Annotated in this window: 4 protein-coding genes; all 4 read left to right on the top strand. The window is 45.2% G+C overall.

Annotated elements, in window-relative coordinates; translation table 11 throughout:
* Positions 1-36: 36 nt before the first annotated feature.
* Positions 37-3,756 carry a chemotaxis protein CheB gene (locus AABW11_RS09675; protein WP_340104877.1) on the top strand — a complete coding sequence of 1,240 codons (3,720 nt, stop codon included), beginning with the start codon at positions 37-39 and terminating at the stop codon, positions 3,754-3,756.
* A gap of 943 nt (positions 3,757-4,699) precedes the next feature.
* On the top strand, positions 4,700-10,123 hold the full coding sequence (locus AABW11_RS09670) for a BspA family leucine-rich repeat surface protein (protein WP_340104876.1): 5,424 nt from the start codon (positions 4,700-4,702) through the stop codon (positions 10,121-10,123).
* Between the two features lie 908 nt (positions 10,124-11,031).
* Entirely contained in the window at positions 11,032-12,198 is a 1,167-nt protein-coding gene (locus AABW11_RS09665; protein ID WP_340104875.1) for a PKD domain-containing protein, read from the top strand.
* A 560-nt stretch (positions 12,199-12,758) separates the two neighbouring features.
* Complete coding sequence (locus AABW11_RS09660; protein ID WP_340104874.1) at positions 12,759-13,421, top strand: hypothetical protein; 663 nt, start codon at positions 12,759-12,761, stop codon at positions 13,419-13,421.
* Positions 13,422-13,614: the final 193 nt, after the last annotated feature.

The following is a 13,614-nucleotide window of genomic DNA, read 5'->3' as shown; positions in this document are numbered from 1 at the left end:
CTGGATAATTAGAACAAATCGTCCGTTCTACCTATTTTGAGTTGTGCAACAGACTCAGCCGGCGGACTTGATCCGTTAAAGGCCTTTTTTCATTCCCTGCCGGAGGAGACCGGCATGGCTTTTATTGTTGTTCTTCATCTGTCGCCTAACAAAGAGAGCAGACTAACTGAAATACTACAGCGAGAAACCTCGCTGGACATACAGCAGGTACAGGAAAAAACGCTTATTGAAAGCGATCATATTTATGTTATTCCGCCCGACAAATTACTGTCGGTGGAAAACGACCATCTTGCACTGTCCGATCCGGAAAAAGAACACGGGGTTGACAGCATCGACCTTTTGTTCAGAACATTAGCCCGGAAAAAGCAAAAACACTCTGCCGGAATCATATTGTCAGGAGCGGGGAGTGATGGAGTAACGGGAATGAAAATCATCAAAAGAGAAGGCGGAATTACGATTGCCCAGGATCCTGATGAAGCAGAACACAGCTCTATGCCTAAAAGTGCAATTCAATCAGGTGCCGTGGATAAAGTGCTTCCTGTCGAAGAGATTGTGAAAGAGCTGTTACGGTATCGCGATACTCTTAACGACGTTCAAGTTTCGGAGAAGGCTGGTGAACTACTGGATACAGGGGAAGCGAAAAAAATTCTTTCTGAAATTTTTAAAAAAATCAGAAACAGAAATCAGCAGGATTTCAGCAACTATCGTCAGTCAACCGTTCTGAGGCGTATAGACCGGAGAATGCGGGTGAGCAGAGTTAAAACACTCAGCGAGTACCTCGATTATATTGATGAAAATCCTGAAGAAATTGACAAACTTCATGAAGATCTGCTAATCAGTGTAACCCACTTTTTCCGTGATAGTGAAGCATTTAAAGCTTTTGAAAAAAAGGTAATTCCCAAGCTGTTTGAAGACAAAAAGTCTGATGAACAGATACGAATCTGGGTTCCCGGATGCGCCACCGGCGAAGAAGCCTACTCAGTTGCTATTTTAGCAGAGGAATACGCTTCAACACTGGATGAACGACCCGAAATACAGATTTTTGCTACGGATGTTGATAAAAAAGCTCTTAATAAAGCCCGATCCGGACAATATCCCAAGTCCATCAAAAATGATATTACACAAGACAGAATAAATCGTTTTTTTAAAGAGATCGATGAAGCGTATGTAGTAAAAGAAAAACTGAGAGAAAAGGTTCTTTTTGCCTCTCACGATCTTCTGAGAAATCCCCCTTTTTCACGCATCGATTTAATAACCTGCCGAAATCTGCTGATCTATATTAACAGTGATTTGCAATCAGAAGTGTTTAACCTGTTTCACTATGCGTTGCGCAACAGCGGCTGGCTTTTTTTGGGGAAATCAGATGCCAGGCTTGGAATCGAAAATCTTTTTGCTCCGGTTAGCAAGAAAAACCGGATATACCGTCAAAAAAATAGCTCCTCGTCGAGAACCACCCTGCCCGACTTGCCGCTTCTTTTTAAAAGCAGTCCCATTTCCCGCTATCAGAATAGCAATAAAAATCGTCAAACAAATCTTGAAAAACTGCACTGGAGCATGCTTGTCAGGCACTATGCTCCTCAAAGCACGCTTATTACCGATGATTATGATGTCGTGCACTCTACAGACGGCATTGACAGATACCTGAAATATTCGGGAGGTGAACCCAGCAATAATATCTTAGATATGGTTAAGCCTGAGATTCGCCAGAACCTCAGAAGCTTGCTGTTTCAGTTAAAAAATGAAGAGTCACGGCCGCCACTTAAAAAAGATCGGATAAGCTACGACGATGACTCAAAAAAAATTGAATTATCTGTCAGACGATTCTCTAACAAGGATTTTCCGGAAGGACTCATTCAGGTCATTTTCAAAGAGATTTCTGAACAGGAGGAAAAGGCAGAATCCGGCTCAAAAGTATCTGAAAGAGACACTCCGGAAAAGAAAGATGATATTATTGCCTCGCTCGAGAAAGAGCTGGAATATACCAAGGAGCAGCTTCAGCTCTCGATAGAAGAGTACGAAACCTCAAACGAAGAACTCAGAGCATCGAATGAGGAACTTCAGTCTATGAATGAAGAGCTTCAATCTACTGCCGAAGAGCTGGAAACCAGCCAGGAAGAGCTGCAATCTGTTAATGAAGAGTTAAAAACGACAAATGAGCAGCTTGAAAACAAGATTGAAGAACTAAGCCGTGCCCACAGCGATCTTGAGAACCTGATGGAAGCCACAGAAGTGGGTATCATTTTTGTTGACCGTGATTTATGCATCAAGCGTTTTACCACCGCAGCAACAGATATCTTCAGCCTCATTGAATCCGATAAAGGCAGGCCGCTGAAGCATATTTCCGACTCCCTGGAATATGAAGGGCTGCAGGATGATATCGAAAACGTTTTAAATAATATTGATAAAACAAAAAGAGTTGTGAAAACCAATGACGACCGATGGTACATCATGCGGTTGGAGCCCTATCTGTCTTCAGAGGATAAAATTGATGGTGTAGTTGTCAGCTTTACAGAATTTACCGAGTTGAGAGAAGCCCGGAAAACCATAAAGGAACAGTCGTTTCAGGAATCATTGGCTACACTGGGAGTTTATGCTCTTGAACAGGAAGACCTGAAATTGATTGTACACAGAGCGATTCAGCAAACCTGTGCACAGCTGAATCTAACGTGTGCAACTATTTTCAGACTCACTATGGAGCTCAACACTTTAAAAATTTATGAACAAGCAGGTTGCGAAAGCAGAGATCTTGAGCTGGAAATATCAGACGAAGAAGAATGGGATCTGGGCTACACCCTGAAGAGATATAAACCTGTTACTGTACTTGATTATAAACATGAGGAACGTTTCAAAATCTCTCCTTTTTTTGAAGATATTGATGCAACAAGCAGTGTAATGATTACCATTCGTGGAACAACCCGGTTGTTCGGAATTTTTGCCCTTTACAGCAAGAAAAAGCGCCCCTTCTCCCAGCATGAACTTAACTTTATACAAGTGGTTGCAAATATTCTTGGCAGAAGTATTGAACAAAATATGATACAGAAAGAGCTTCAGGAGGCTAATTACCATTTAGAAAATGAAATTAAACATAGTGAAGAGCTGCAGGAAGAGTTGCTGAATACCAATCTAATGGAGAGATGGGATTTGGGAGGATACCTTCACGATAATTTCGGACAATTATTGGCAACCGTTAAAATTTTGATTGATGACATCAAGTATAAAATAGAGCAAAACAATTCAGAGATTGAGGATGAAGCCAACCAGGTCAATGAGATTATAGACAAATGCATCACCGGTATTCGTGATGTTGCACATGATATTATTCCCGTAGATATAGAACATGAAGGAGTTGTGCAGGCTTTCCGTGTTGTGATGAAAAAAACGTATAAAACATATGGTGTGAGATGCCTGCTTAAAAACGATGAGATTTTAAACAACATTAAAAATATTGAGGCTGCCACTCATCTCTATCATGTTGTGCAGGAAACGTTCAGAAATGCAGCAACTCACGGTAAAGCAGAACGGATTGAAGTGGTGCCCGCGATAAAGGATGAACATTTTATACTTAAAATAAAAGATGACGGAGTAGGCTTAGAGTCGGGCCATCAGGCACACGGCCACGGCCTCAGGATTATGAAACACCGCATGAATTTGCTTGGCGGCACATTTGAAATTGAAGAGTATTCCGAAGATAATCAGTCAGGAACAATTGTGACCTGCACTATACCCATGGAAGTTTTAAAACAAGGTAGTTTGTAAGGCTGAATATCTTCTGGTATTCATTTTGATGCGAGGCGTTGATAGGCATCAATTTGTAATTGGTCCTTTGTCTGTCCTTTAAATATGGTTCTACTGGTATATTTGTGGGTTATATTTAACAATCCATTGCACATTCTGGTTAAGTCAGATGAATCTTTCAGGAGGTAATTCCAGTCAATATGATAGACAGAGTATGTTGCTTTTACTGATTCTTTGCCCTGGGCACCCCTCACGGGGCACAAAACGGAAAACCACCGTTTTATTCCCCCAAGGGGCAGGCAGAATGATAATGAGCTGACTAAGGCGTAGGGCGGCGTGATTACAAAGCGATATTGAAAAACGACTGATTTGTCCACGCCGCCCATGGTCTAACCCATGAGCGTGTCATCCTGCCTGCCCCTTGGGGGATCGAGCTATTGTAGTTAATGGCGCAGAGTCCCAAAGGGATGTTATCAAAGGATCTGCAAAAGCAATGGCCCTATTTTAAGTACTTTGAACGTGTTCTGAGCGAGTGTTAACAAACTTTTCATTAGATCCTCAATTATCATCAGATATCTTTTTTTTCACTTCTATTTTCTTTGACACCTCATACAGTTGTAACTCTCCCAAACCCTATATCTAAAGACAAAAGATCATCCCTCAACTGATGTTACTCTAATCCATTACATGAAAGTAGCACTATTTGCTACATGCTTTCCTCTCTTTTGACATTACATTAATAGTATTGAATAAAAAGATATTTAACTGATGGTTTATTCATAGTAAAAAGAAAAGCTACTTCTTTTTGATATAGAGTGCTTTTATAAATGGTTTTTCGGATGCGATTTAGAATTTCCCATTAAGAAATGAAGAGAGCAGATAATTCCCGGCAGGTACAACTCCACACTCCTGCCGGGATTATCATTATCTACGTATAAAATTCACTATTAACTGATGACTGTTTATGCATACGCAGGAATTACGATTCCCTCCTATTCTTAGCAAGTTTTCATTTTTAATTTTTATTTCCCTGGGTATTGCACTGCTATTTATAGCAACTCCTTTTAATTCAACGGCCTTGGCTCAGGACGGAACGGATGGGGAACCCTTTATAACTATCTGGAAGACAGATATAGGCTTCTCATCCGACGACCAGATCACTATTCCCGGCGAGGGGGAGAATTACTCCATCGAATGGACCGAAGTAGAAGAAGTTGACGGCAGCTGGGTAGTGGTGGACAATCCGAATACGGGTAGCGAGACCGGTTCAGGAGAACACACCATTACGTTTCCCGAACCCGGCGCTTATCGTGTAGAGATCAGCGGCAACTTCACGCGCATTGCGTTCGGGGGGCAAGGCTTCCGTATAACGGAGAAGATCCTGGTAATAGAGCAGTGGGGTGATATCCAATGGTCGACCATGGAGGAGGCCTTCACGGATACACCGAACCTGAACATCACTGCCGCAGACGCACCAAACATCTCTGCGGTTACAAGTATGCGATCCATGTTCGAAGAAGCCAGATTATTCAACGGAGACCTAGGTGGGTGGGACGTTTCCGGTGTTACAAATATGGAGAATATGTTCCGGGGAGCTGAATCGTTCAACAATGGCGGCAGCGGCAGTATTCAGAACTGGGATACCGGCAGTGTGACCAACATGCGTGGGATGTTCGAAGATGCTGACTCTTTTAATCAGGATCTCGACTCCTGGGATGTAACCAGTGTTAATAATATGGCCCTTATGTTTGCTGTTACGGAGTCGTTCAACGGAGACCTCAGCGGATGGAATACCCAGAACGTCACTGATATGAGTTCCATGTTTGAGAGAGCAGAGAGCTTCAATCAGAACCTAAGTAATTGGAACGTCTCCGGTGTAACAAACATGGCAGAGATGTTTTCGGGGGCCAGTTCGTTCAACGGAGACCTCAGTGGCTGGAACCCGCAGAATGTTTCCAATATGGAAAGTATTTTTCGCGGCGCGGATAGCTTTAACCAGAACATCGGTTCCTGGGACGTTTCCAGTGTGACAACGATGGAGTCTATGTTTAACGGTGCTATTTCCTTCAACCAGAACATAGGGTCATGGAACACGGGCAATGTTACTAACATGTTCTTCATGTTTATCGGTGCCGAGAGCTTCAACCAAGACATTGGCGACTGGAATGTATCCAGAGTTGATTCCATGAATTTTATGTTTTCACGCGCCACCTCGTTTAACAACGGTGGAAGCGGAAGTATCCGGAACTGGGACACCGGTAATGTTATCAACATGCAAGAGATGTTCGGAGAGACCGTCTCTTTCAATCAGGATCTCGATGGCTGGGATGTTTCCAGTGTCACTACGATGGTACGCATGTTTTCTGGTGCTGAGGCGTTCAACGGGGACCTAAGCGGCTGGAACCCCGTTGACGTAAAAGATATGGGTGGGATGTTCTCTGGTGCGACCTCTTTTAACCAGAACCTCAATACCTGGGATGTCTCCAGCGTCGAAAACATGGCAGGTATGTTCGGCAACGCCGAAGCCTTTAATGGAGACATCAGCGGGTGGAATCCACAGAATGTTACCAGAATGAGTTTTATGTTTTCTGGCGCCAGTTCATTTAACCAGAACCTCAGTAACTGGGATGTCTCCAGTGTGACCACTATGCAGTCGATGTTCTTTAATGCAGAGTCTTTTAACGGAGACATTGGAGACTGGAATCCGGGAAATGTTACCAATATGGAAGAAATGTTCCACAATGCCTCGTCGTTCAACAACGGCGGCAGTGGCAGCATCCGAGACTGGAACACCGGCAGTGTTACCAACATGAATACCATGTTCGATGGTGCCAAAGCATTTAACCAGGATCTCGACGGCTGGGATGTTTCCAGCGTGACAAACATAGAAAACATGTTCGCCGGTGCAGAGTCCTTCAATGGGGACCTCAGCGGATGGAACCTACAGAACCTCACGGCTCTGAACGGTATGTTCGATGGGGCATCGTCTTTTAATAACGGCAGTATTATCAGTTGGACCACCAGCAGCATCACCGATATGAGTTTCATGTTTATGGATGCAAAGTCATTTAACCAGGATATTAGCGTATGGGATGTCTCCAATGTTTTGGGAATGAGTGGCATGTTCGAGGGGGCCGAGAGCTTTGATCAAAGCCTTGGCAGCTGGAACGTAACGAGCGTTGAAATAATGGGTGGAATGTTCGACAGAACCGCATTGTCGGTAGTCAATTACGACGCTACGCTTATAGGCTGGTCCGAGCAGTCATTAAAAACTGATGTTTTCCTAAGCGCTGAAGGAATCAACTACTGCGGATCTGAACAATCGCGGCAGACTCTTATCGATCAATACAACTGGACGATTCGAGATGCAGGCCAGGACTGCCCTGATGCCGGTGAACTGGCAATTCAACCGACCCAGGCAGGCAATTTAGGCGAGACGACAATCACAGTCTTTGGCAGCAGTTTGTCCGAAGACTTTAGCGCTAAGCTTACCCGGGAAGATCAACCTGACATTGTGGGCCAGACCCTTTTAGTCACTGACAACGGAACCGAGCTTGAGGTGCGCTTTGACCTGACCGACCAGCCAACAGGGACCTGGGATTTCGTATTGTCCGGTCCTGGAAGCCTTTCACAAACACTTGAAGATGCATTTACCATCATAGAAGGTGAGGAGCCGGAGCTATGGAGCGATATTCAGGGAGCCAGTAACATTCTGGGCGGCCAGCCTACCACGGTGAATATCAACTTCGGCAACAGAAGCAATACGGATATTCATGATGTCATAGTACTCGTTCGCGCGCCTCAGGAGGCCAATCTCAGTGTATCCAATAATCAGATATTCGGCACGGCCTTGGACGACTGGATTGATCCGGACTCATTGGATCCTAATGTGCGGGACGACATCGAAAAGCTTAATCCATATTTTAATGCGGATAATGAGGGACAAACCGTGTTGCCACTCTGGTTCTACAAGCTGCCGGCGCAATCCACGAAAACCCTGAGTATCCAGATTACGCCGACCACTCCCAGCTCGCAGAGGCCTCTTGCCGATTCAATAAAAGTTGAAATCGTATCCCTTTCCATTGAAAACGACTTTGCGCGTACCGGCGATTTTGATAAGCATGACCCCTTTCTATATCTGGGGATGGTCACTGCGTTTACCGCTAACGCGAGTAGTTCGAGTCAGAAAACAGCAGCGGTCAGAACGGCCTCCGCAAGTAGCGCATCCGAAGCCCAGGGAGTCTTCTTAAATGATGGGTCAGTGTGTAACAAAGTCAGACCTGGACCTGCTGAAAAGACCAAGGAAAATATCGAGGACCTTAAGAATTTTGAAAGAAACGCAGTAAAGGATGTCCAAGACGGGGTTCAGGAAGTCGGGCGTAGTGGAAAAGGCTTTGTTCTCACAATAGGCGCTGCGGCAGCTTGCGCACAATCCCTCGGTACTGGTTGCCTAATTGCCGAAGGTATAACAGGTCTGCTCAGTATTGAATCACTCTTTAGTAACGCAGATGCTGTCGAAGAAACAGGAGAGGAGCTCTCAGAAGAGGAAGAGAAACTACGCGAAGAAAACTTTCGCGAGAAATGTCGCGAGGAACCCCCAACCCAGCCCCCATATCGTCCAACTGTGCAGCCTCCCAGTGGGCCCAATGGAGGCGGCCGCTCATTCGGCCATCCGCATTTTATGACCTTCGATCGCCAGGACTTTGACTTCCAGGCAGTCGGTGAGTTAATACTGACCCGTTCTACCATTGACGACCTCGAATTGCAGGTTCGTCTGGAACGGATCAACTCAAATTTTCAGAACTTCACGATTATCACTGCTGCTGCAATGAGCGTTAATGGTGATGCGGTGGTCTTTGAGGAGGACCGCGGGTCTATCGGAAATGTTCCAATACTTAAGGTTAACGGCACTGCAATGGATCTTCCTGACTTGGGTGCAGAGCCTATAACACTACCGGGCAGCGGGACAATCAAACGATCCGGGCGCACTTTCATCGTCGAATGGCCTGCCGGCAATAACCGCGTAGACGTTCGCCAAAGCGCCACAGAAATGGGCATATTGGCCGAGCCGATGATCTCCACCGATTATGCCGGAACCCTTGAGGGGCTTCTCGGCAATATGGATGGGAACACAGCAAACGACTTCACCACCCGTGACGGGACGGTACTCATTCCGCCTCTTTCATTTGAAGAACTTTACCGGGAGTTTGGCGACAGCTGGCGGATCACGCAAGAGGAATCACTTTTTGGTAAGGACACATTTGAGAATTTGAATATACCCAGCGAGCAAATTACAACCGACGACATGGATCCCAATGCGGTATCTGAAGCTATGTCGGTTTGTGAAGAGTTCGGAATCACTGATCCAATTCTGCTGGACAATTGTACCTTCGACATCGCACAGACGGGTGATGAGCGTTTTGCGATCGACACCCGTGAGCTTATTACACCGGTAGCCAAAGAACAGGTGAGTGAATTTTTGGGCGACACCGACAGCAAGATTCAAATAATCCTGGACGCCGCTCCTTCTGGTGGAGAACAGTTTACGTTTAGCGGTTCTGGTGAGATAGGAGATTTTACCCTTACCGATGACGGAAACAGCTCTACCGTAACATATACTGATGCATTTCCTTCTTTGCCGGCAAATAGCTATGAAATTACTCAACAGCTTCCCAATGAAGATGACTGGGTACTGACTGATATCTCCTGCTCTGCCGAACAAGGCGTCACAACGAATGTTGATAATGGATCGGTTACTATTGACCTTACCGAAGGTGACGTCATACGCTGCACATTTCAAAATATCGGCCGTCCGTCTCCTGTCACGCTTGAAAAGCCTGAAGATGCAACTCTTGTTGACGCCGATTCAGTCCTGTTTACCTGGCAGGAAGGCGAAACACAAATCGATTACTATCAGTTTGAACTGGCGACAGATCAGAGCTTTTCCTCCGTTCAGATGGATTCGGTCCTTACCGACACTTCTTTTGTGTTGGAGGAACTGGACGATCAAACCACCTACTGGTGGAGAGTTCGTGCCCAAAATGACGTTGGCTTCGGTGAGTACAGCGATCCGCAAACCTTTTCGTTTATGCCGACCAGTGTTGATCCATCCGCCGGAGTACCGGTTGAATATGAGCTCTCGCAGAACTATCCAAACCCGTTCAATCCTTCTACGGTGATCGAATACGCACTGCCTGAGACCGGTCATGTGGAGCTGAGTGTTTATAATATTCTCGGCCGTGAAGTTGCCACCTTAATTAATGATCAGAAGCAAGCCGGCTATCACCAGGTCACGTTCGATGCCTCAAACCTTGCAAGCGGTCTCTATATCTACCATCTAAAGGCCAACGGTTATGAACAGTCACATCAGATGACGCTGATAAAATGAGTTGACCAAAACCAGGGCGATACAGACGCTTCGAACCTGGCCAGTGGGTTCTAAATCTATCGCCTGCAGGCTGGAAATCAGGTCTTTAACCGGAAGATTATTTTAGTAAAATAGGCCGTCTGTAAGTAGCTTCCTCAAATGCCGGAAAAATAGGAATAGTAATATTGATGCCTTTCGACTACCTGTTTAAATGTGGTAGTCGAAGATTTACTGAAACGAACTCCCTACAAAAAAGCCTTACAGGAAATACCTGTGATGCTTTTCAATTGTCGGGACGATCCCAAGATTTTGGGAAACCTGCGACCTGGTCTGTTTCTCACCATTCCATGGCCATCCCCGCGAAGAAGGTGATCCACCGATGAGCCAAGGCTGGTGCAATCAAACAGCGAATTATTATCAACTTCACTCTTTTAACTGTAATGGCCTTCTGATCTGCAGCTTTGCCACTGGTGGGTGGATCTCCGCCTGAGCGGAGATGGAATGGTGTTAGGTTTTACTTTCGATATTCTGGGGAGCTACATTGGCTAGAAATCCGACAACAGAAACATTAATTCAGTCACTTCCTGGTAAAAGCTAGTTCGCACTGTAGATGCTTAGGGACGGTCTGTTCATGATATGGAAGTGCACGGTGGTTAAAGAATCATGACGAACGCCACACTCTATTAATCAGTTAATATAAAAACACTTAAGAGATTGATTTTATATGACTTAAAGCCGATAAATCGCTGCTTGTTTGGTTTAGTGATAACAAAGTTAATAAGAGACGCAATATATAAGAATATATCGATATGGATTTTAGAAAGTTAATGTTTCTTTATTTCAGACCACGCTTATACAATTTTACTCATCTTTTCTTTTCAGTGCTCGTTTTAGTGGCAGTAAGCGCGTTGCTTTCTGGTAATATCGTCATGGCTCAAGGTCAGACCCAGGCAAACTTTGCGGTGAGTATTGACGGAACCAACTCCCCAATAACCGAAGGGGAGTCACTTGACGTGACCGCTACGATTGAGAATACCGGTGATCAGTCCGGTACGCAGGACGCAATCCTGGAGGTAGGTGGCATTCAACGAGACGCTACGTCCCTATCTCTTTCCGCTGGAGAGAGTCAGACGGTCACCCTTACCTGGGACACGAGCATCGGGGACTCCGGGGACTTTACCGCCACGGTTGCCAGCGAGGATGAGACAACATCTACATCGGCCTTGGTTCTTGCCCAGGAAAACTTTGCGGTGAGTATTGACGGAACCAACTCCCCAATAACCGAAGGGGAGTCACTTGACGTGACCGCTACGATTGAGAATACCGGTGATCAGTCCGGTACGCAGGACGCAATCCTGGAGGTAGGTGGCATTCAACGAGACGCTACGTCCCTATCTCTTTCCGCTGGAGAGAGTCAGACGGTCACCCTTACCTGGGACACGAGCATCGGGGACTCCGGGGACTTTACCGCCACGGTTGCCAGCGAGGATGAGACAACATCTACATCGGTCACGATTCAGAGTGAGAACCAGCAACCGTCGGCGAGCTTCACGTTTGACCCCAGCACACCAACTGTTGGAGAGACACTCACTTTCGATGCAAGTGGTTCCGGCGATCTGGACGGGACCATCGTGGAGTACCGGTGGGATTTCGATAATAATGGGCAGACCGAAGCAACCGGTCAGACAACGAGCTTTTCATTTTCGAAGGTTGGTGACAAGCTGGTGACTCTTACCGTGGTGGATGATGACGGGGCGACCGGTTCGGCTACCGAGACAATCGAAGTCAACAACTCGACCGGCACCAGCATAGACCCAGCCGTCGATGTCCCCGAAGAGCATGAGCTCTCGCAAAATTACCCAAATCCGTTCAATCCTTCTACAGTAATCGAATACGCACTGCCTGAGCCCGGCAACGTGGAGCTGATCGTGTATAATATACTCGGCCGGGAGGTGGCAACTTTAGTCAATGATCAGAAGCAAGCCGGCCATCACCAGGTCACTTTTGATGCCTCAAATCTTGCAAGCGGGCTCTATATCTACCATCTGCAGGCCAACAGCTATGAACAGTCACATCAGATGACGCTCATTAAATGAGCTATAATCTTCCTCAATATAGGGAGGGCATAAAAATAGGTCGTGTCATTTATCATGCATAATCTCCATTAGCATCACGACCTGTTGTCAGTAAAATCCGGGCAGAGATTCTGTTCTCTTTCAATTTGTTTGAATTCATTTTTGAGAAAAATCTTTCACCTACTGAGCAGTTTATTAATTTTGATCTAAACATTAGAAATCAAGAAACCACGTCTGATAACACAATGAGGCTGACATTCATGTCGGGATAAGAACCCCTTGAAGATACTGTTCTGCCGCTACATACTCCGGGCTAATCTAAGAGAGTTACCGATTTGGCGGCTTATTACTGTCAATTGCTGACAGATTTTTCAGCAGTGTTCTATCTGAACATTCCTTCACTTCATTTGCACAATCAAATTGAATAGAGTAATATGATTTTGGATACAAAAATCGACTTTTTAAAAATACAATTTTTGCCTCTCACCGATTGACTGAGCTTAGTTATTAATGATCACCAGAGTTAAGCTTTACTCTTGCTCAATTATAGTTTTGTCTTTCATTAAACCTTGAAGGAGAAAATGAAGTCACTTTTATTAGTCCCTATACTACTCTTCCTGTTTTCATTGATTTCTTGTAGTTCATCAACTGAACCCGGGATCACCCTATTTGATATTCAGGGTGACAATGGATTTATGGGTAGTGTGGATGGGACAAATGCTTTTATCTCAATTTTGGTGGGTAAAAGTGATGGCATTGTCTATATATGTAACGGGGACGAAGAAATTTCTGAATGGTTTAGCGGATCTACAATAAAAGATCCTTCTGATATTAACTTTACAAATGATGCCGGGGCTCAAATTTCGGCACAATTTGCAGGCTCATCTTTTTCGGGAAAAGTGACGTTAAGAAATGGGAGCAATTATTCATTCACTGCTTCGCCTATCACTCATGACGATGCAGGGGTTTACCGCGTGATGGGGGATCCATCAATCCGTGATGACATTGAAGCAGGCTGGATTGTTAGTTCTGCAGGAGATGTCCGCGGTGCTTTAAAAAGTAAATCTACATTTATGAGAGCTCCCGCGGTACCTCAAAAGGATATAATAATCAATAATTCATCCTACCCTGTATTTCAATATAAGACTCCTGCTCCTTCTCCCGCTGGTCCAGTACCAATACCATATCCAAATGATCAGGGAGACTTTTGCATCTTTATTTGGTGTATACCTAAAAATGGCTAAATCGGTAATAAACTCTTTTAAAATATGAACGACGTGCCGTCTGTATCACGGACTCCTGGTGTTGGGGCATTTCTTGATTCCCACGTTGTCCATTGGATGCCTACGGCGAAACCTGAGTCTACTGAGCGGTCGTCACTCGCGGGACTGAAATAGTGCAATGGATCTATTTCAGTCAGGAATTGAGTTTATGGAT

The sequence above is a fragment of the Rhodohalobacter sp. 8-1 genome, assembly GCF_038150125.1.
GTDB lineage: Bacteria > Bacteroidota > Rhodothermia > Balneolales > Balneolaceae > SW132.
The sequence above is the reverse complement of the archived record's forward strand: the minus strand, read 5'-3'. Positions and strand labels throughout refer to the sequence as shown.